The organism is Variovorax boronicumulans, from assembly GCF_030812215.1.
GTDB classification, from domain to species: domain Bacteria; phylum Pseudomonadota; class Gammaproteobacteria; order Burkholderiales; family Burkholderiaceae_C; genus Variovorax; species Variovorax boronicumulans_C.
Window position 1 is genome coordinate 672000 of record NZ_JAUSSG010000001.1, and the last position, 20683, is coordinate 692682.

Annotated in this window: 18 protein-coding genes; 7 read left to right on the forward strand and 11 right to left on the reverse strand. The window is 67.4% G+C overall.

What is annotated here, in order from left to right; all coding sequences use genetic code 11:
• Positions 1–48: 48 nt before the first annotated feature.
• The gene (locus J2W23_RS03110) at positions 49–1608 is read right to left on the reverse strand and encodes a long-chain-fatty-acid--CoA ligase (RefSeq protein ID WP_307647646.1); all 1560 of its coding nucleotides are present in this window, start codon (positions 1606–1608) and stop codon (positions 49–51) included.
• A 138-nt stretch (positions 1609–1746) separates the two neighbouring features.
• On the opposite strand from J2W23_RS03110, the gene J2W23_RS03115 reads away from it, so the two are divergent.
• Complete coding sequence (locus J2W23_RS03115; RefSeq protein ID WP_307647647.1) at positions 1747–2811, forward strand: AraC family transcriptional regulator; 1065 nt, start codon at positions 1747–1749, stop codon at positions 2809–2811.
• Positions 2812–2815: 4 nt separating this feature from the next.
• Here the strand turns inward: J2W23_RS03115 and J2W23_RS03120 are convergent, their stop codons facing one another.
• The 7 genes from J2W23_RS03120 to J2W23_RS03150 form a co-directional block, all read right to left on the reverse strand.
• Positions 2816–3925 (reverse strand): acyltransferase family protein, encoded by a 1110-nt coding sequence (locus J2W23_RS03120; protein WP_307648057.1) that lies wholly within the window; start codon positions 3923–3925, stop codon positions 2816–2818.
• A gap of 49 nt (positions 3926–3974) precedes the next feature.
• Positions 3975–4937: an NAD(P)H-dependent flavin oxidoreductase gene (locus J2W23_RS03125; RefSeq protein WP_176658323.1), complete on the reverse strand. Its 963-nt coding sequence runs from the start codon at positions 4935–4937 to the stop codon at positions 3975–3977.
• Positions 4938–5016: 79 nt separating this feature from the next.
• A complete protein-coding gene (locus tag J2W23_RS03130) occupies positions 5017–6807 on the reverse strand; it encodes an acyl-CoA dehydrogenase (RefSeq protein WP_307647648.1) in 1791 nt (596 codons plus the stop codon).
• A 76-nt stretch (positions 6808–6883) separates the two neighbouring features.
• Positions 6884–7816: an electron transfer flavoprotein subunit alpha/FixB family protein gene (locus J2W23_RS03135; RefSeq protein ID WP_307647649.1), complete on the reverse strand. Its 933-nt coding sequence runs from the start codon at positions 7814–7816 to the stop codon at positions 6884–6886.
• A 2-nt stretch (positions 7817–7818) separates the two neighbouring features.
• Positions 7819–8568, reverse strand: a complete 750-nt coding sequence (locus J2W23_RS03140) for an electron transfer flavoprotein subunit beta/FixA family protein (RefSeq protein WP_307647650.1) — start codon at positions 8566–8568, stop codon at positions 7819–7821.
• Positions 8569–8704: 136 nt separating this feature from the next.
• Positions 8705–9985: a mechanosensitive ion channel family protein gene (locus J2W23_RS03145; RefSeq protein WP_307647651.1), complete on the reverse strand. Its 1281-nt coding sequence runs from the start codon at positions 9983–9985 to the stop codon at positions 8705–8707.
• Between the two features lie 36 nt (positions 9986–10021).
• Entirely contained in the window at positions 10022–10975 is a 954-nt protein-coding gene (locus J2W23_RS03150; protein WP_176658327.1) for a histone deacetylase family protein, read from the reverse strand.
• Between the two features lie 80 nt (positions 10976–11055).
• Here J2W23_RS03150 and J2W23_RS03155 point away from each other — a divergent pair, with 80 nt between their 5' ends.
• The 6 genes from J2W23_RS03155 (at position 11056) to J2W23_RS03180 (ending at position 18738) form a co-directional block, all read left to right on the forward strand.
• The gene (locus J2W23_RS03155; protein WP_176658328.1) at positions 11056–11976 is read left to right on the forward strand and encodes an AAA family ATPase; all 921 of its coding nucleotides are present in this window, start codon (positions 11056–11058) and stop codon (positions 11974–11976) included.
• Positions 11973–12950 carry a DUF58 domain-containing protein gene (locus tag J2W23_RS03160; protein ID WP_307647652.1) on the forward strand — a complete coding sequence of 326 codons (978 nt, stop codon included), beginning with the start codon at positions 11973–11975 and terminating at the stop codon, positions 12948–12950. The genes J2W23_RS03155 and J2W23_RS03160 overlap by 4 nt, the downstream gene beginning before the upstream one ends.
• A gap of 34 nt (positions 12951–12984) precedes the next feature.
• On the forward strand, positions 12985–15006 hold the full coding sequence (locus J2W23_RS03165) for a transglutaminase family protein (protein ID WP_307647653.1): 2022 nt from the start codon (positions 12985–12987) through the stop codon (positions 15004–15006).
• Between the two features lie 53 nt (positions 15007–15059).
• Positions 15060–16160, forward strand: a complete 1101-nt coding sequence (mltB, locus tag J2W23_RS03170) for a lytic murein transglycosylase B (RefSeq protein WP_307647654.1) — start codon at positions 15060–15062, stop codon at positions 16158–16160.
• A gap of 13 nt (positions 16161–16173) precedes the next feature.
• A complete protein-coding gene (locus J2W23_RS03175) occupies positions 16174–16797 on the forward strand; it encodes an HD domain-containing protein (RefSeq protein ID WP_307648058.1) in 624 nt (207 codons plus the stop codon).
• A 588-nt stretch (positions 16798–17385) separates the two neighbouring features.
• Complete coding sequence (locus tag J2W23_RS03180; protein ID WP_307647655.1) at positions 17386–18738, forward strand: carbohydrate porin; 1353 nt, start codon at positions 17386–17388, stop codon at positions 18736–18738.
• Positions 18739–18770: 32 nt separating this feature from the next.
• Here J2W23_RS03180 and J2W23_RS03185 read toward each other — a convergent pair whose 3' ends face one another.
• The 3 genes from J2W23_RS03185 to J2W23_RS03195 are packed head-to-tail and all read right to left on the reverse strand — an operon-like array spanning position 18771 to position 20650.
• Entirely contained in the window at positions 18771–19274 is a 504-nt protein-coding gene (locus tag J2W23_RS03185; protein ID WP_307647656.1) for a hypothetical protein, read from the reverse strand.
• A gap of 49 nt (positions 19275–19323) precedes the next feature.
• A complete protein-coding gene (locus tag J2W23_RS03190) occupies positions 19324–20397 on the reverse strand; it encodes a beta-ketoacyl synthase N-terminal-like domain-containing protein (RefSeq protein WP_176658333.1) in 1074 nt (357 codons plus the stop codon).
• Between the two features lie 22 nt (positions 20398–20419).
• Positions 20420–20650 carry an acyl carrier protein gene (locus tag J2W23_RS03195; RefSeq protein ID WP_176658987.1) on the reverse strand — a complete coding sequence of 77 codons (231 nt, stop codon included), beginning with the start codon at positions 20648–20650 and terminating at the stop codon, positions 20420–20422.
• Positions 20651–20683 lie beyond the last annotated feature (33 nt).

The following is a 20683-nucleotide window of genomic DNA, read 5'->3' on the forward strand; positions in this document are numbered from 1 at the left end:
GAAGGTCTCCTTGATGTCCGGATTGGAAAAATGCGTTGAAGAAGAATGTCAGGCCACGCTGCGTTGGCGGCCCTGCCAGAACGGTTCGCGCAGCTTGGTCTTGAGCACCTTGCCCGCCCCCGAAAGCGGCAGCGCATCGACGATGGCCACGCTGCGCGGGCACTTGTAGCCCGCGATCAGTGTCTTGCAGTGCGCAATGAGCTCGTCGTCGCGAATGCCCTGCCCCGGCTTGAGCACCAGTGCCGCGTGCACCGCCTCGCCCCACTCCTCGCTCGGGATGCCGATGACCGCGCAGGCGGCCACCGCGGGATGCTGGGTGATGGCGTTCTCGACCTCGGCCGAGTAGATGTTCTCGCCGCCGCTGATGATCATGTCCTTGAGCCGGTCGACCACGAAGACGTAGCCGTCGCTGTCCATGTAGGCGCCGTCGCCGGTGTGCATCCAGCCGTCGCGCACCGCGGCGGCCGTTTGCTCGGGCTTGTTCCAGTAGCCCTGCATCACGTTGGGGCCGCGCACCGCGATCTCGCCCACGGTGCCGCGCGGCACCTCGGTGCCGTCGGCATCGACGATGCGCACCTCGGTGCAGTAGCTCGCGCGGCCGGCCGCGCGCAGCTTGCCCAGCTTGCGGCCTTCGGCCGTGTGGTTGCGCGCGGGATTGATGGTGGCCAGCGGCGAGAGCTCGGTCATGCCGTAGGCCTGCACGAAGTCCACGCCCGGGAAAGCATCGATCGCGCGGTTGAGCACCGCCTCGGAGATCGGCGAGGCGCCATAGGTGATGCACTTCAGGCTCGTCAGGTCGCGCTGCTCCCGCATCGCAGGGTGGTCGACCAGCATCTGGATCATGGTGGGCACCAGCAGGATGTGGGTGACGCGGTCTTTCTCGATGGCGTTGAGCACGCCCTCGGGGCTGAACATCGGGATGATCGAATGCGTGTTGCCTTCGAGCCAGTGCGGCGTGGCCAGGCCCATGTCGGCCAGGTGGAACATCGGCGCGGCATGCAGGTAGCAGCCGCCGGGCGGCGCCAGGTGCTCGGCGTGCAGGGCAAGGCCCGAGCTGCCCATGTTGGTGTGGCTGAGCATCACGCCCTTGGGGAAACCGGTGGTGCCGCCGGTGTAGAAGATGCCGGCCAGGTCCTCGTCGCGGCGGGCGGCGTCGGGCACGGGCTCGGCCGCATCGAGCAACGCTTCGTAGCCGTGCATGCGCGTGGGCAACGCGCCGTCGCCGCAGTAGATCACCTCGCGCAGGCTCGTGGCCTGCTCCCGCATCTGCTCGACCATGGGGCGGAAGGTCTCGTCGACCAAGAGGATGGTCGAGCCCGAGTCTTCCAGCGAATAGAGGATTTCCGCGGCCGACCAGCGGATGTTGCAGGGGTTGAGCACCCCGCCGCCCCAGGGCACGGCCATCTGGTATTCGAGGTAGCGGGCCGAATTGAGCGACAGCATCGCCACGCGGTCGCCCGTCTGCATGCCCAGCTTCTGCAGCGCGCCCGCCAGGCGTGCGACGCGTTCTCCGTATTCGCGAAAGCTGAGGGTGCGGCCGGCAAACTGCACGGCCGGTTTGTCGGGGTGCTGTTGCAGGCTGCGGTGCAGCGGCTGGGTCATGTACATGGCGATGTCTCCGTCTCTCTTTGGTGTTTCGGATGGTAGAAATCCGGCTCCCGCCCGGCGATTGCGCTTCGCTTCGATCGCATTGCAGAAAACGTCAATCGACACGGTGGCATGCTTGGTGTCTGATCGCTGCGTCTCATGCTGCAACCACCCGTCACCATTCCGATCGCTTTTGTCCACGGCATGCTGTCGGGCATCCGTGCCCGTGGCGCCGATGCGCCTCTGGACATCGACATCGCGCTGGAAGACGCCGGCATCGCGCCGTCGCTGCTCGAAGAAACGGCGTCACGCGTGACCGCCGAGCAGTACGTCGCCCTGTTCGCCCTGCTGATGAAGCGGCTGGACGACGAGGCCCTGTGCTTTCTCACGCGGCGCCTGCGCTGCGGCAGCTTCGCCCTGATGCTGCGCTCCACGCTGGGCGCGCCCACCTTCGAGGTGGCGTTGCGCCGCGTGGCCCACACCTTCAGCCTGCTGCAGGACGACCTCTCGCTGGTGCTGCTGCACGAAGGCCCGCTCGCGGGCTTCGGCCTGCGGCTGAACAACCTGCAGGCGCCGCACCAGAACTTTCTGCACGAGCTGATGCTGCGGGTGTATTGGCGGCTCTTCGCATGGCTGCATGGCGGCCGGCTGGTGGCACGGCGTTTCGATTTCGGCTTCGAGCTGCCGCCCTATGCCGACGGCTACGCCAAGGTATTCCCCGGTCCGCTGCAGTTCGGCCAGCCGCTATCGGCCGTGTGGTTCGATGCCAGCGCGCTCGCCACGCCGATGCATCGCGATGCGCACGCGATGCAGGCCTTTCTCTCGGCCTCGCCGGCCAACGTGATCCTGCCCCGGCTGGCCGAGCAGGCCGTGAGCGCGAAGGTGCGCGCGGTGCTGCAGCAGAACCGGCCGGCGTGGGCCGATCTCGCGACCACGGCGGGCAGCCTGCACATGTCGGTCAGCACCTTGCAGCGCCACCTGGCGACCGAAGGCACGTCGTTCCAGTCGCTGAAGGACCAGCTGCGGCGCGACGTGGCCATCGTGCGGCTCAACACCAGCACCGTGCCGCTCGCGGCGTTGGCCGAGGAACTGGGGTTCGCGGACAGCGCGGCCTTCCAGCGGGCCTTCAAGACATGGACCGGCGGTGCGCCGGGGTCGTACCGATCGGCGGCGGCGCGCGCGGCGCCTCGTGCAGGCAACGGCCCGCCCGCTGGTTCAGCCTAGTGCGCTAGTACGAAACGACGACGCCGCTGACCAGCAACGCGGCGAACAGCGCGAACACGCCGCGCCACGACGCCGGGCGCGTCTCGACCCATCGGTAGAGCAATGCCGCCGCCGCCACGGAAAGTCCGAAGGTCGCCGCCATGCCCAGCAGGTCGACCCACGGCCCGTGCGGCGCGAGATTGGCGACGAGGGCATTCATCGCGAGAAGCACCGGAAAGTGAATCAGGAACAGCGAGTACGACATGCGCCCCAGGCGCTGCAACGGCACCGCTGCCGCCGGCCACTTGGCGGGCGACAGCCAATGCCTGTGCTGCGCGAGTGCGATCAGCAGCGCCGTGAGCAGCGCCGTCGCGATGCGGCTGCGCCATTCGATGGCGAGCGCCCCGGCGCCGACCAGCACCAGCAGCGCCACGGCGCCCTGCCAGGTGCTGGCACGCGTGGCGCGGCCGATCCAGAACACCAGCATGCCGAGCCCATAGGCGCCGAAGAAATACAGCGCGGTGTCGTCCAGGTCGGCATTCCGGTTGAAGAGCACCAGCGAGGCCACGGCCAGCGCGAGCACGAGCAGCACGGGCATCCATCGCGACGATCGATTCACGACGCCCGTTGCGGGTGGGCTCAACATGGCCGGAAGGCCGACCAGCATCAATGCGAGCGCGAACAACTGGAAGTCGATGGCCACGTACCAGACACCGGTGGACAGCGACTCGTAGCCCAGCAGGTCCTGCAGCAACAGGCCATGCGCAAACAACTGCCCGATGCTCGGCGATGCCGGCACCACGTCTTCATCGAGCCACGGCCGCACCAGCGCGGCCACCAGCACGCAGACGGTGAGCGCGGCCAGGTACGGCATCACCAGCCGTCCATAGCGCTGCAGGATGCGTGCGATGGGCCGGTCGACGCGCAAGAGGCCATCCGGCGCAAGGCTCGCGGCCGCGAGGAATCCCGCGATCACGAGGAACACCTGCACCGCGAGCCGACCGTCGTCCGCCAGCCAGCCGAAGAAATCGGGCGCGAGCCCATAGGCGCCCGCCGGCATCGGTCCGTAGCGCGAGAGGTGATGCCCCACGATCACCGCGCAGGCGACGCCCTTCGCAGCGTCGAGCAACGGCATGCGCCCCGGCGACGGGGGCGCGATGGCGGAAGCCATGGTCAGCCGAGGCTCAAAGCGCGAGCCGCTGCCGTGCTTCCTGGTATTCGCGCTTGAGCTTCTCGATGAAGGCGGCGGCGCTGGCCACTTCGGTCACGGCGCCGATGCCCTGGCCCGAGCCCCAGATGTCTTTCCAGGCCTTGGCCTTGCTGCCGTCGCCGCCGCCGAAGTTCATGGTCTTCACGTCGCCCTCGGGCAGGTTGGCCGGGTCCATGCCGGCCTTGACGATGCTGGGCGCGAGGTAGTTGCCGTGCACGCCGGTGAAGAGGCTGGAGTAGACGATGTCGTCCGAGGTGCCGTCGACGATGGCCTGCTTGTAGTCGTCGCTCGCGCGTGCTTCCTCGGTCGCGATGAAGGCGGTGCCGATGTAGGCGAAGTCGGCGCCCATGGCCTGCGCCGCGAGCACCGCGCCGCCGGTGGCAATGGAGCCCGACAACGCGATCGGGCCGTCGAACCACTGGCGGATTTCCTGCACCAGCGCGAACGGGCTCTTCACGCCCGCGTGGCCGCCGGCGCCGGCCGCCACGGCGATGATGCCGTCGGCGCCCTTCTCGATCGCCTTCTGCGCGAACTTGTTGTTGATGATGTCGTGCAGCGTCACGCCGCCGTAGCTGTGCACCGCGTCGTTCACGTCGGTGCGCGCGCCCAGCGAGGTGATGACGATCGGCACCTTGTACTTCACGACCATCTCCATGTCGTGCTCCAGGCGGTCGTTGCTCTTGTGCACGATCTGGTTGATGGCGAACGGTGCTGCGGGCTTGTCGGGATTGGCCTTGTTGTAGGCAGCGAGCTCTTCGGTGATCTCGATCAGCCACTCTTCCAGCTGCGCTGCGGGCCGTGCGTTGAGCGCGGGCATCGAGCCGACCACGCCGGCCTTGCATTGCGCGATCACGAGCTTGGGGTTGCTGATGATGAACAGCGGCGAGCCGATGATCGGCAGCGGCAGGTTCGCGAGGACGGGGGGCAGCTTGGACATGTTGTCTCCGGGAATGGGTTCGGTTTTATAAGAGAGGAAGGCCCGTGCCGCCGGTCAGGTGGGCGACACGGAACGCGGTTCAGAACGCGTCGAGCGCCAGGGCCGTGACACTCTCGGCCCCGTCCACGATGCTGTCGCGCAGGCCGGGCGCCTTGTTGAGGATGTGCTCGGCGTAGAAGCGCGCGGTGGCGATCTTGGCGAGCATGAAGTCGGTGTCGAAGCTGCGCGAGGCGAGGTCTTCCGCAATGATCAGCGAACGCGCAAGCTGCCAGCCGGCCACGAGGTTGCCCGCGAGCATCAGGTAAGGCACGCTGCCCGAGAACACCGCGTTGGGCGATGCCTTGGTCTGGCCCGCGACGAAGTCGACCACTTCGATGAAGGCTTCGCGCGCGGCCTTCAGGCGCCTGAGCACGGAGGCTGCGGCGGCGCTCTCGCTCTTGGCGAGCTCGGCCTCGGTCTTCTCGATCTGTGCGGCGATGGCCTTGGCAGTCTGGCCGCCATCGCGTGCCGTCTTGCGGCCCACGAGGTCGTTCGCCTGGATGGCGGTGGTGCCTTCGTAGATCGTGAGGATCTTCGCGTCGCGGTAGTACTGCGCGGCGCCGGTCTCCTCGATGAAACCCATGCCGCCATGCACCTGCACGCCGAGCGAGGTCACTTCGAGGCTCATCTCGGTGCTGTAGCCCTTGACCAGCGGCACCATGAATTCGTAGAAGGCCTGGTTCTGCTTGCGCGCATCCGCATCGGGGTGATGGTGCGCAGCGTCGTAGGCGGCGGCGGCCACCGAAGCCATCGCGCGGCAGCCTTCGGTGTAGGCACGCATCGTCATCAGCATGCGCTTGACGTCCGGGTGATGAATGATGGGTGCGCTGGCGTTGATGGAGCCGTCGACCGGGCGGCTCTGCACGCGGTCCTTGGCGTAGGCCACGGCGTGCTGGTAGGCGCGTTCGGCGATCGCGATGCCCTGCATACCGACGGCATAGCGGGCCGAGTTCATCATGATGAACATGTACTCGAGGCCGCGGTTCTCCTGGCCCACGAGGTAGCCCACAGCGCCGCCGTGGTCGCCGTACTGCAACACGGCGGTCGGCGAGGCCTTGATGCCCATCTTGTGCTCGATGCTCACGCAGTGCACGTCGTTGCGCTCGCCGAGTGCGCCGTCCTTGCCGACGATGAACTTGGGCACCACGAACAGGCTGATGCCCTTCACGCCTTCGGGCGCGCCGGTCACGCGGGCCAGCACGAGATGCACGATGTTCTCGGCCATGTCGTGCTCACCGTAGGTGATGAAGATCTTGGTGCCGAACACCTTGTAGGTGCCGTCGGGCTGCGGCTCGGCGCGGCTGCGCACCATCGCGAGGTCGCTGCCGGCCTGCGGCTCGGTGAGGTTCATCGTGCCGGTCCACTGGCCGCTCACGAGCTTTTCGAGGTACACGGCCTTGAGCTCGTCGGAGCCGGCGGTGAGCAGCGCTTCGATGGCGCCGTCGCTCAGGAGCGGGCACAGCGCGAAGCTCATGTTGGCCGAATTGAGCATCTCGCCGCAAGCCGCGCCGATGGTCTTCGGGAGGCCCTGGCCGCCGAAGTCCGCCGGATGCTGAAGGCCTTGCCAGCCGCCAGAGACGTACTGCGCGAAGGCATCCTTGAAGCCCGGCGTGGTGGTGACTTCACCGCCCCTGAAGGACGAGGGATTGCGGTCGCCTTCGATGTTCAGCGGCGCGACCACGTCCTGGTTGAAGCGCGCGCATTCCTCGAGCACGGCCTGCGCGGTCTCGAGGCCTGCGTCCTCGAAGCCCGGCAGCTTGGCGATCTCGCCGATGTTGGCCAGGTGCTCGATGTCGAACAGCATGTCCTTGAGGGGGGCGGTGTAGCTCATGTCTCTTGTCTCCAGATACAGCGGATACGAAAAGGGCATCGCGAACGATGCCCTTCGGCTCAATGCGGCAGTGCGATCAGAGCGCCTTCACCAGTTCGGGCACGGCCACGAACAGGTCGGCCACGAGGCCGTAGTCGGCCACCGAGAAGATCGGCGCCTCTTCGTCCTTGTTGATCGCCACGATCACCTTGGAATCCTTCATGCCGGCCAGATGCTGGATCGCACCCGAGATGCCCGCTGCGATGTACAGCTGCGGCGCGACGATCTTGCCGGTCTGGCCCACTTGCCAGTCGTTCGGGGCGTAGCCCGCATCGACGGCTGCGCGGCTGGCGCCCAGGCCCGCGTTGAGCTTGTCGGCCAGCGGGGCCATCACTTCAGTGAACTTCTCGGCGCTGCCGAGGGCTCGGCCACCCGAGACGATGATCTTGGCGGCCGTCAGTTCGGGGCGCTCGCTCTTCGTGACTTCACGGCCGACGAAGCTCGACTTGCCGCTGTCGGCGACGCCTTCGGCGGTTTCAACGGTGGCGGTGCCGCCCGTTACTGCCGCGGCGTCGAAGCCGGTCGTACGCACCGTGATCACCTTGGTGGCATCGCTGCTCTGCACGGTGGCAATCGCGTTGCCGGCGTAGATCGGACGCTCGAAGGTGTCGGGGCTGTCGACCTTGGTGATGTCGCTGATCTGGGCCACGTCCAGCTTGGCAGCCACGCGCGGTGCGACGTTCTTGCCGTTGGCGGTCGAGGGGAACAGGATGTGGCTGTAGTTGGATGCGATCGCCAGCACCTGGGCCGCGACGTTCTCCGCCAGGTTTTCAGCAAGGCTGGGGCTGTCAGCCACGATGACCTTCGACACGCCGGCGATCTGCGCGGCGGCCTTGCCGGCTTCGGCGGCATTGGCACCGGCCACGAGCACATGGACGTCACCACCACAGGCCAGCGCTGCGGTCACGGTGTTCAAGGTAGCCGGCTTGATGCTGGCGTGGTCGTGTTCGGCAATAACAAGTGCGGTCATGTTCAGATCACCTTCGCTTCGTTCTTCAGTTTGTCCACCAGCGTCGCCACGTCAGGCACCTTGATGCCTGCGCCGCGCTTGGGCGGCTCGCTGACCTTCAGGGTCTTCAGGCGGGGCTTCACATCGACGCCCAGGTCTTCGGGCTTGAAGACATCGAGCTGCTTCTTCTTGGCCTTCATGATGTTGGGCAAGGTGACGTAGCGCGGCTCGTTCAGGCGCAGGTCGGTCGTGATGACGGCCGGCAGCGTGAGGGTCAGCGTTTCCATGCCGCCGTCGACTTCGCGTGCAACGGTGACCTTGTCGGCGGCCAGGTCGACCTTGGAGGCGAAGGTGGCCTGGGGCAGGTCGGCCAGGGCGGCGAGCATCTGGCCCGTCTGGTTGGCGTCATCGTCGATGGCTTGCTTGCCCAGGATGATGAGCTGGGGCTGTTCCTTTTCGACCAACGCTTTGAGCAGCTTGGCGACCGCCAGGGGCTGCAGCTCTTCGGTGGTCTCAACGAGGATGCCGCGGTCGGCGCCGATGGCCATCGCGGTGCGCAGGGTTTCTTGGCACTTCGCATCGCCGCAAGAGACGGCGATCACTTCGGTGACCACGCCCTTCTCTTTCAGACGCACAGCTTCTTCGACAGCGATCTCATCGAAGGGGTTCATGCTCATCTTGACGTTGGCAATGTCCACCCCGGTGCCGTCGCTCTTGACGCGCACCTTCACGTTGTAATCGACGACCCGTTTGACAGGCACAAGAACCTTCATTGACTTGACTCCATTGGATTGCAAAAAGGGGGCTTCGAGGGCAACCGGTCATTCTAGGACGCGACCTTTGCAGCCTCTCCATTCTTCCTGTCGGCACTGCGGATCCGAAAAAAAGAACGATCGTGCTTTTCAGCGATTATAAAACAGCGCCGGGCGCCGGCGCGATGCCCGGCGGCAAAGATTCCACGCGCAGCACACGCTGCGGATAGGGAATGTCGATGCCCGCCCCGCGCAGTCCTTCGAGAATCGCAATGTTGATGGCCGAGCGCAGGTTGTCCTTGCCCTTGTCCGGATCGGCCACCCAGAAGTGCAGGCTGAACTCGAGCCCATCGGGCGCGAAGTTCACGAGGTAGGCCACCGGCGCGGGGTCGGTCATCACGCGCGATTGCGCCTTGGCGGCTTCACACAGGATCGTCTGCACCTGCGCCACGTCGCTCTCATAGCCGACCACGATGTTGGTCGTGATGTTGAACTTGCGGTCGGCCAGCGAGAGGTTTTCCACCCGGCTGGTGATCAACGATTCGTTCGGCACGATGGCCTCGCGTCCGTTGCCGGCGCGGATGAGCGTGTAGCGCGTCTTGATGTCGGTGATGCGGCCTTCGAAAGTGTCGACCTTCACGTTGTCGCCGATGCGGATCGAGCGCTCCAGCAGGATCACGAAGCCGCTCACATAGTTGGCCGCCAGCTTCTGCAGCCCGAAGCCAAGACCCACGCCGAGCGCACCACCCAGCACCGACAGCGCCGTGAGGTCCACCCCCACCGCCGACAGCGCAAACAACAAACCGATCAGAAGCAGGAAGGCACGCACCGCATTCGAGGCCACCTTGCGCATCGAGAGATCGGTGACGGCCTCGCGCAGGATGCGCTTCTCGATGGTCGAGGCGATCCACAGCGCGATCACCAGCACCAGCCCGGCCGACAGCACGCCCTGGAAGATCGTCTGCACGCTCACGCGCGTCTTGCCGAAGGCCAGCGTGATGTTGTCCAGTTCGGCCAGCACGGGCGGCAGCAGCCCGACGATCCAGAGCACGGCCGCGATCCAGGCCAGCCACGAGATCGTGCGCTCGATCAGCCGCACCAGGTTGGAGGTGGGAAACACCGCCCTGAGCACCCGAGCGAAGAGCCGGATGACTGCGAGCGAGAGAAACACCGACACCGCGATGCGCAACACCAGCACCGGCTGAAAGTCGATCACCACGCGCCGCGCGAGATCGGTGAACACCAGAGACAGCAGCGGGAACAGGAGCCCGTCGAAGGTGCTTTCGCCGAACCAGATGGAGTCCTTGGGCTGGTCGCGGCCGAACCATTTGCAGATGGCCCAGGCCAGCGCGACGCAGGCAATGAGCACGCTCAACTCGATGCCGATGCCAGCGGCATCGACCTGTTTCAGGCGTTGTGTGAAGTCGTTGAAATTCATCGATGAAGGAACAAGGCGCCGTCCGCGCCGATTGCGTTACAGATCCGCGAGAACGCGGATGTGCGCTTCCACGCTGCGCGCCAACGCATCGAGGTTGTAGCCGCCCTCGAGCATCGAGACGATGCGGCCACGCGCATGGCGCCTGGCGATGTCATGGATGCGGCTGGTGATCCAGGCAAAGTCGTTCTCGGTGAGGCCGAGCTGGCCCAGGTCGTCCTCGCGGTGGGCGTCGAAGCCCGCGCTGATGAAAACCATCTGCGGGCGGAACTCCTCGAGCCGCGGCATCCAGGCGGCTTCGATGAGCTCGCGCACATCCATGCCGCGGGTGTAGGCCGGGATCGGCAGGTTCAGCATGTTCGACGCCGGATGCTCGGTGCCGCTGTACGGATAGAACGGATGCTGGAAGAAGCCGACCATCAGCACGCGCGGATCGTTCGAGAGGATGTTCTCGGTGCCGTTGCCGTGGTGCACGTCGAAGTCGACGATGGCCACGCGGTCGTAGCCATGCACTTCAAGCGCATGCCGCGCCGCGATGGCGATGTTGTTGAAGAAGCAGAAGCCCATCGCGCGTTCGCGGCAAGCGTGGTGGCCGGGTGGGCGCACCGAGCAGAACGCGTTCTCGACGTCGCCCGAGATCACCGCGTCAGTCGCGGCAATGGCGGCGCCCGCGGCGCGGCGAGCGGCCAGCAGGGTGAAGCGGTTCAGGGAGGTATCGGGGTCGAGCTGGGCGTGGTCGGGGCCGCCGGCCGGTTCGTCGGCCACCAGGCGCTGGTGCAGTTCTTCGAGCAGTTCGACGTGCGCCACGCTGTGGGCCCGGGTGAGTTGCTCCAGCGTGGCCAGCGGCACTTCGCAGTGCTCCAATGCATCGCCGACGCCGGTGAGAAGCAATCGGTCTTCGATGGCATCCAGTCGCTCGGGGCACTCGGGATGACCCCGACCCATGTCGTGCTTCCAGAAGTCGCGGTGTGTGAAGTAGCCTGTCTTGCCCATGTGTCTCTGTCGCCACGTCTAGACCTCACGCGGCATGGGGCCGCCAAGTCTTACGGTATCGTTTGCATATGGATACAAATATGGACGTTGCTGCGAAGCTTGCCACTTTGCTGAGTCAGCTTAACACGGTGATCGTCGGCAAAGAGGCGCAGGTGCGTGACTGCGTGGCCTGCCTGCTCGCTGGAGGACACCTCTTGATCGAGGATGTGCCGGGGGTCGGCAAGACCACCCTCGCCCACGCTCTTTCACACACATTCGGTTTACAGTTTTCGCGGGTCCAGTTCACCGCGGACCTGATGCCGGGCGATCTTTCGGGGGTGGCGATCTACGACCGGGGCCAGCAGGCCTTCGTGTTCCATCCCGGCCCGATCTTTGCGCAGGTGCTGCTGGCCGACGAAATCAACCGCGCGAGCCCCAAGACCCAGAGCGCCCTGCTCGAGGCGATGGAAGAAAAACAGGTCACCATCGAAGGCGAGACCCGCCCGCTCCCGACGCCCTTCTTCGTGATCGCCACGCAGAACCCGCAGGACCAGCTGGGCACCTTCGCGTTGCCCGAATCGCAGCTCGACCGCTTCCTGATGCGCATCTCGCTCGGCTACCCCGACCGCGCCGCCGAGCGCCTGCTGCTCTCGGGCGCCGACCGGCGGGAGATGCTCGCGAGCCTGCCCGCGATGCTGACCGCCGGCGAACTCACCGCCATCCAGCAGCGCGTGCAGCAGGTGCATGCCTCCGAGCCACTGCTCAACTATGTGCAGGACCTGATCGCCGCCACGCGATCGGGCCGCTGGTTCCTGCAAGGGCTGTCTCCACGTGCCGGCATTGCGGTGCTGCGCGCCGCCAAGGCGCAGGCGCTGCTGGCCAACCGCAGCTACGTCGCGCCGGACGACGTGCAGTCGGTGCTGCCGCAGACCATCGCGCACCGGCTCACCCCCGTGGGCGATGCGGGCCGGGGCGCCGTCGAGCAGGTGCGCGCGATGATCGCTGCCGTACCGCTGCCGTGAATCCTGTCGGCGCCCTGCGTTCGCGCATCGACGGCTGGTTCCTGTCCCGGCGGCCGCCGTCGGACACGCTGGAGCTCACCCAGCGCAACGTCTACATCGTGCCCACGCGGGCCGGCTGGACGCTGGCGGCCACGTTGCTGGTGCTGCTGGTCGCGTCGATCAACTACCAGCTCAACCTCGGCTACCTCCTGACCTTTCTCCTGGCCGGCAGTGTCGCGGTGGGCATGCATGTGTGCCATGCCACGCTGCGCGGCCTCGCGATGCGCATGATGCCGCCCGAGGCGCACTACGCCGGAGCGGCCGCCGTCTTCCGGGTGGTACTGCACAACGAGCGGCGCAGCGTGCGCTATGGCATCGGGATGGCGGTGCGCGGCAGCGGACAGTGGGCCTGGACCGATGTGCCGGCCGAAGGCACCTCCACCGTCGAGATCGCCTTCCTGCCCGAGCGGCGTGGACTGCATGCGGTGCCACCGCTGACCGCCGAGACGCGCTTTCCGCTCGGCACGTTCCGCGTGTGGACGGTCTGGCGCCCGGCGGCGCAGATGCTGGTGTATCCGGCGCCCGAGGCGCATCCGCCGCCGCTGCCGCCCGGCGAGCCCTTGTCCGGTCCGGCGGCCATCTCGGCTGCGCAGCGCGCGCATGGGGCTGGCGAGTACGACGGCGTGCGCGCGTACCGGCGCGGCGATCCGCTCAAGCTGGTGGTCTGGAAGAAGGCCGCGCGTGCGCAGGCGGCGGGCTCGGAAGATCTCGTCAGCCGCGACACGCAGCACACGCAGCGCGAGGAGCTGTGGCTCGATGCGCAGGCCACCGGCCTCGCCGACACCGAGGCCCGGCTGTCGCGGCTCTGCGCATGGGTGCTGATGGCGGATCGGCTCGGCGTGGACTACGGCGTCCGTGTCGCGGGCCGGGTGATGAAGCCTTCGCAGGGAGAGGCGCACAAGCGGGCCTGCTTGGAGGCACTGGCCTTATGTTGATCGACCGGTTGAGTCGTTGGTTGAAGCGCACCGCATGAACAAGCTGATGCTCAAGCTCGCGGCCCTTCCACGGGACGCCCGGGACACTCTCTTCCTGCTGACAGTCATCGCGCTGATCGTTCTCCCGCAGATCGAGAACCTCCCCTGGTGGTGCTCCGCACTCACGGCGCTGGTGCTGCTCTGGCGCGGCTCGCTCGCCATCGAGGCCCGCCCCCTCCCCAGCCGCTGGTGGCGCATCGCCCTGCTCGCCCTGGCATTGGCAGGCACCTACGCCACCCATCGCACCCTTCTCGGCCGCGACGCGGGCGTCACGCTCATCGTGATCCTGCTGGCCCTCAAGACCCTCGAGCTGCGCGCCCGCCGGGACGCCTTCGTCGTCTTCTTCCTGGGCTTCTTCGCGATGCTCACGAACTTCTTCTATTCGCAGTCGCTGCTGACAGCTTTCACGATGCTGCTCGCGCTGCTGGGCCTGCTCACGGCACTGGTCAACGCGCACATGCCCGTGGGCAAGCCGTCGCTGCTGCAGGCCGCGCGCACGGCCGGATGGATGGCCCTCGCCGGCGCGCCGATCATGCTTGCGCTGTTTCTCTTGTTCCCGCGCTTCGCGCCGCTCTGGGGCACGCCGAGCGATGCGATGGCCGGGCGCTCGGGGCTCTCGAACACGATGCGCGTCGGCGCCATCGCCGAGCTGGCGCTCGACGACAGCATTGCCGCGCGCATCAAGTTCGACGACAACCGCACGCCGCCGCAAAGCCAGCTCTACTTTCGCGGCCCGGTGCTCGGCCAGTTCGACGGTCGCGAGTGGACGGCGCTCCCGCCATGGGGGCGCGGCGGACAAGGGCTCGCCAACCTGCGCGTGACCGGCGAGCCGGTGCGCTACGAGGTCACGCTCGAGCCCAACAACCGCCCCTGGCTGCTGACGCTCGATGCGGCGCAGAAGGCGCCCGAAGCCCCCGGCCTCGAAGCCGTGGGCACACCCGACCTGCAGTGGATCTCGAACCGCCCCGTCACCGACCTGCTGCGCTATCGCGCCGAGAGCTATCCGCGATTCCAGAGCGGCCCGGTGCGCCGCGCCGGCGGGCAGTTGCAGGCCTACCTGGCACTGCCGCCCGGCACGAACCCGCGCACCGCCGCGCTCGCGGCGGAAATGCGCAACAACCCCGCGCTGGCCGGCGCCGCCACGCCCGCGCTCGTCCAGGCCGCGCTGCAGCGGCTTCGCACCGGCGGCTACACCTACACGCTGGAGCCCGGCGTCTACGGCAACGACACGGCAGACGAATTCTGGTTTGATCGCAAGGAGGGCTTCTGCGAGCACATCGCCTCGGCCTTCGTGGTGCTGATGCGCAACCTGGGCATTCCCTCGCGCATCGTGACGGGCTACCAGGGTGGCGAGCTCAACAGCATCGACAACTACTGGATCGTGCGCCAGCGCGACGCGCATGCCTGGACCGAGGTCTGGCAAGAAGATGCGGGCTGGGTGCGCGTGGACCCGACGGCCTCGGTCGCTCCTGGCCGCATCGGCCAGTTGCAGCGGCTCGCGCCGCAGCCGGGCCTCTTTGCCGGCGCCATCGGCGCGATGAGCCCGACGCTGGTGCAGAACCTGCGCGCCGCCTGGGAGGCGGTGAACAACGGCTGGAACCAGTGGGTGCTCAACTACACCCAGAGCCGCCAGCTCAACCTGCTGAAGAACCTCGGCTTCGACGCGCCGAGCCTGGAAGACCTGGCCTACGTGCTGCTCTACCTGGTCATCGCCGCGAGCCTGGCCGGCGCAGGCTGGACGCTGTGGGAGCGCAGCCGGCACGACCCGTGGCTGCGCCTCCTCGGCCAGGCCCGCGCGCGCCTCGCGAAAGCCGGGCTCACGGTGCCAGAGACCGCCCCGCCGCGCCAGATGGCCGCCCAGGCCGATGCACGCTTCGGCGCCGCCGCGCAACCGGTCCGCGACTGGCTGCTCAAGCTCGAGGCCCAGCGCTATGCAGAGGCTGCGCCCGAAACGCTCGCGGCCCTGCGCGCGGAGTTCCGGCGCCTCGCCTGGCCTGCCGCAAATCCACGCGGCTGAAACCACATGTGTCCCGCCGGCAGCCCTGCGCAAGCGGGCGGCACAATCGGCCGATGCGATTTTTTCTCCCCAAGCCCTCTCGCGCCGCCGCCGCCATTGTTCTTCTCGTCGCTTGCTGCGTAGGTTCCACGGGGGCTTCGGCCCAGAAATCCGCCAACGGCCGCAATGGCGCCACGAGCCCCGTGCGCGGCAGCACCCCGTACGCAACGCGCGACGACGCAATGCAATTTGCCGACGACGTGGCGGCACGCCGTGGCCTCGACCGCGAATGGGTGCGCGCCACCATCGGCAGCGCGCGCTTCCTGCCCAACGTGCCGCGGCTGATGCTGCCGGGCCCGGTAGGCACGGTCAAGAACTGGCAGACCTACCGCAGCCGCTTCATCGACCCGGTGCGCATCGCGGCCGGCGTGCGCTTCTGGCGCGACAACGCGGCCACGCTGGCGCGTGCCGAGCAGGTGTACGGCGTGCCGCCCGAAATCGTCGTCGGCATCATCGGCGTGGAAACCATCTACGGACGCAACATGGGCAACTTCCGGGTGATCGATGCGCTGGCCACGCTGTCCTTCGATTTCCCGCAGGGCCATCCGCGCGCGGCCGAGCGCGAAGCCTTCTTCCGCGGTGAGCTCGAAAGCTTCCTGAGCACCGAGAGCCGCACCGCCGAAGACCCGCTCGTTCCCCTCGGCAGCTACGCCGGTGCCATGGGCATGCCGCAGTTCATGCCCAGCAGCATCGCCAAGTACGCGGTCGATTTCGACGGCGACAGCCGCATCGACCTGGTCAACAACCCTGCCGACGTGATCGGTTCGGTCGCGAGCTACTTCAAGGGCTTCGGCTGGACGCCCGGGATGCCCGCCACCTATCCGGTGCACTTCGAGGAGGCGCGGCTCAAGAAGGCTCTGCTGCTCGCACCCGACATCCTCCCCACCTTCAGTGCCGACAGCTTCGTGGCCGCCGGTGCGGTGCCCGAAGGCGAAGGCATCCGCCACAAGGGCCTGCTCGCGCTCGTCGAGCTGCAGAACGGCGCCGACGCACCACCGACCTACGTGGCCGGCACTCGCAACTTCTACGTGATCACGCGCTACAACTGGAGCAGCTACTACGCGATGTCGGTGCTCGACCTCGGCCAGGAGGTCAAGGCCGCCATGGAGCAATAGCGCCTCACCCATGATGAAACCCGAGGCGCTGCTTGCGAACTGGACCGAGGCGTGGCGCGCGCTGGGCATCGAAGCACCCGACCTCGCCCTGTGCGCCGAACTGCAGCGCCGCTACGGCGAGCCGCAGCGCCATTACCACACGATGCAGCACCTGGGCGAATGCCTTGCCTGGTTCGAGCGCGAGAAGGCGCTGGCCGAACACCCGGGCGAAGTGGCGATCGCACTCTGGTTCCACGACGCGATCTACGACGTACATGCGCACGACAACGAAGCGCGCAGCGCCGACTGGGCGCGCGAGGCCCTGCGGGCCGCGGGTGCGAACGAAGAAGCAGCCGAACGTATTCATGCGCTCGTGATGGCCACGCGCCACGACGCGGTGCCCGAGGGCCGCGATGCCGAACTCCTGATCGACATCGATCTCTCCATCCTCGGTGCCGAGCCGGCGCGCTTTGCCGAGTACGAGCGCCAGGTCCACGCCGAATACGCCTTCGTGCCCGACGAAGTGCGCCTGCCGCGCCGGCGCGCGATCTTGCAGCGCTTCCTGGATCGCGACGCCATCTACGCCACGCCCCGGATGCACGCGCTGCTCGAAGCCCGCGCGCGCACCAATCTGCAGCACTCCATCGCCGCAAGCTGAGCCCCGGTACGGGGCACCGACGCACCGCCGGCCAGGCCGCCGGTTTGTTGCGTTGAGAACGCTGTGTTGCGTGCGGGAAATCACACGCCGCACCGCGAAACCACGCCTCTACACTGCGGCCGTCACGCACAAGCCACCTCGGGAAACGCGCCCCCTGCGCACACAAATACCCCAAGACACTGCCGATGAGAAGCAGCCAGAACTGAGGAGATACAGCATGCCGACAACCTGTTCGCCCACCCGTCGCGATGCGACGCGCGCACCGCCGCTCATAGCGCCTCTCGTGCTTCGCCGCCGAGCCGCGTAGACGCGCTCTCACCGAAACCATTCACGCGAAAGGCCCCGGCCTTCCGCGGAGCACACGCACGCCCTTTTTTCGCCCCCCTCCCGTTCACCGCACGCCAGAAGAAGGAGTCGATCCATGGACCTTTGACGAACACCGATCGCATCGCCCGATGAAGCGGTAGCCCCTTTCCCCTTTTTCACCTGCATCTGTCACTGCCGCCAACGGCCGGTGAGGGCCTGCTTTTGCCCGACACCTTCGACGACCGCCTCCCACAACCAATCCCAACCAAGGAGACATCCCCTGTGAACACCCGATTGACCCAACTCGCTACTGCCGTCCTTCTGCTGGCCGGCCTCTGCGCCCATACCCACGCCCAGGCCCAGCAAACCGACGAGCCCCCGCAGGCCGAAGCCAAGGACCCCACCAAGGAGTTCGTCAAGAAGATCAACGACGCCACCGGCCTGGAGTTCTGGGGCTACGGCCGCGGCGGCTTCTTCAGCGCCGGCAAGGGGCGCCTCAAAGGCGGCTACTCGCTCGGCGGCGACCTGCAGAAGTACCGCCTGGGCAACGAGGGCGACAACTACCTGGAATTCGGCATCGGCAAACGCTTCGACATGGGCGAGGGCATCAAGTGGGGCGTGTTCTACATGCCCACCATCTACAACGGCAAGAGCGGCACCGCGCAGGCCTACTTCTCCCTGACCGGCATCTTCGGCAACGCCGCCACCCTCTGGGCCGGCCAGCGCTACCACCGCGTGCAGGACGTGCACATCGTGGACAAGTGGGTGGTGGAAGATGGCGACAACTACGGCGCGGGCATCGACGACATTCCTCTCTGGGGCTACGGGCGCCTGAACGTGGCCCTGCACACGGCCGACTCGGTGGACAACAAGAGCGGCAACCCCAACAACGCCAAGCGCATCAATGTGCAGTGGCGCGACATCCCCACCAACCCCGGCGGCAAGCTCACGGTGACGGGTGGATTGATCTCGGGCGACTTCGCAAAGGGCCGCGACGGCGGCGCGCTGGGGCTCATGCACATCCAGAAGGACCTGTTGCCGGGCCTGAACAACACCTTCATCGTGCAGGCATCGACCGGCCACGCCTCGCTCAGCGGCAAGTTCTACAACCTGGACAACAGCACCACGACCACGGGCCTGTTGCTGCCGCCGGGCTTCGGGCTGGAGAACACGCTGCTGTTCGCGCCGCTGGTCGAGCGCACGGTGATCACGCCGCAGGCGGGCGCCAAGCAGCGGCGCATTCTCGATTCGGTGGACTTCCAGTTCGGGCGCTTCGGCGGCCAGGGCCTGATCGGCTACCAGACCACGCGACCGGACAACGGCCCGGAGACCAAGGACTTCTCATTGGGCGGGCGTGTCTCCTACGGCATCGCCAAGTACACCAAGCTGCTGGCCGAGCTCTCGACCACGCGCCGCAGCACCGACGACCAGCCCCGCCAGACGCTGAACAAGGGCACGATCGCGGTGGCGTTCTCGCCGAACACCGACTTCTGGACCCGGCCGGAGTTCCGCATCTACGCCACGCGCGCGAGCTGGAACAAGGCCGCAGGCGATGCCAACGCCACCAGCTTCGGCGCCAATGGCCGCAGGAACGCCACCACCTTCGGCATACAGATGGAAGCATGGTGGGAGTGACATCCCACCGCTGACCTGCTGCGCACGAGCGCTCAGGTCGGCACCAGCCGCCACCATTCGGTGCGCGGCAATTCCTCGTTGCGCTCTTCCTCGACGATGCCGAACAGCAGGCCGTCGCGGGGAGCGCCGAGCTTTGCCAGTTGCAGCAGGCGCTCGGGATCGCGGCACAGCATGAAGCTCGCGTCCCCCTGCCATTCGAGGCAGCGGCCGACCTCTGCGAGCATCAGCGCGGGCTGGCTCTGCATGAAGGTGAATGGCATCGGCAAGCCGGCGTCGAGTTGCTCCAGCCCCGTGTAGGTGGCGCCCCAGGCGCCGCGTTTGCTGGCGACGCGCAGGCGCGCGCCCTGCGGCAGCGCGGCTTCGTCCGCCATGTCGAGACAGCGGCGTGCGCCATACATCGCCAGCTCGGTCCAAAGACCGACGCGGCGCGGCCGGCGGCCGAGGCGGCGCGCCAGTTCGTCGCGCCAGTCCGCCGGCGGCGGATGAACAACGAAATGGGCGACGGTGCGCCAGACGGTGTCGATCCCCGCATTCATCGCTATGTCCCTGGGCAAGGCATTCATCGGTACACCCTCGGCGCGGCGCTCATGCGTGGCAATCCCTCAGCAGCAGCGAGGCATGCCCGCCGCCGAAGCCGACCACGTTGAGCAGGATGTTGCGCAGCTTCGCGGGCGGCTCGGCGCTCAGCGTGATGCCCAGCGTTTCGTCCAGCGGATAGTCGGTCGAAGGCCAGGCGCCGCCCTCGATGCAGCCGACCAGGAGGGCCAGCTCGGCGGCACCCGCCGCGCCGAGCGTGTGGCCGAGCGACGACTTGAGCGACACCAGCGGCGGCAGCCGGTCGAACACCTGCTTGAGCGCCTCCACCTCGATGGCGTCGTTGACGGGGCTGCCCGCGGCCTGCACCTTGATGAGGTCGATGTCCTCGGGACGCAATCCGCTCTGCACAAGCGCCGCCTGGCACATGGCGCGCACGGCGCTGGCCTCGGTGCCCGACGGGTTGCGCCCGTCGACCACGTTCGCGCCGCCCGTGATGCGCCAGCGCGTCGGCCGCGAGCCCAGACGCAACGCCGCCACGGCTTCGCCCAGCACCAGACCCCTTCGCTCCGCGCCGAAGGGCTGGGCGTTGCCCGGTGCGAGCAACTGCATCGCGCGAAAGCCGGCCGCGGTGAACCGGTTGTCCAGCTCGGCACCGAGCACCAGCGCCTCGTCGGTGCCGCCGCTGCGGATCAGGTCGGCGGCCGCCAGCACCGCGTTCAGCGCCGAAGTGCAGGCCGTGGAAATGGTGAAGACCGGGCCACGCCAATCGAGCGCCTCGCAAACGATGGTGGCGAAGTCCTGCAGGTCGCCGCCGAGCCGAAGGTCGGGCTTCGCGTACTCCATGTAGCCGATGTCGAGCGAGGACGATGCGACGAAGAGCGGCGCGGTACGGTCGCCCCACTCGCCGGTCTGCGCGACCACGTTGCGCATGGTGCGCCGCACGCGCTCGAGCCAGTTGCCCTCCTGGGGCGGAAGCTTGTAGACCGGCCAGCCGTTCCCCTTGGCGATGGTCACCGGCGTCGGCGGCACGCCGCCGCGCCGCAATGCATCGAGCGCACCGGGCATGTCGTTGCCGAGCACGCAGGCAAGGCCTGTGGAGGCCAGGTAGACGCCGTCGCTCATGGGTGCACCCTTGGCGCGGCGCTCATGCTTTTCCCGCCTGCGCGAGGTGTTCCGCCAGATGGGCGATGGAGGTCAGCGCGCGGCGTGTTTCCTTGCTGTCGGGCATGCGCACGCCGAACTGCTGCTGGATCGTCATCGACACCTGCAGCGCATCGAGCGAGTCGAGGTCCAGCCGCGCCTCGGGGCCGAACAGCGGCTCGTCGTCGCCGAGGCCGCCGGGGGGCGCGTCTCTCTCGACGGCTTCGAGCACCATCGCCTTGAGGCTGGCTATGAATTCAGGGGTCAC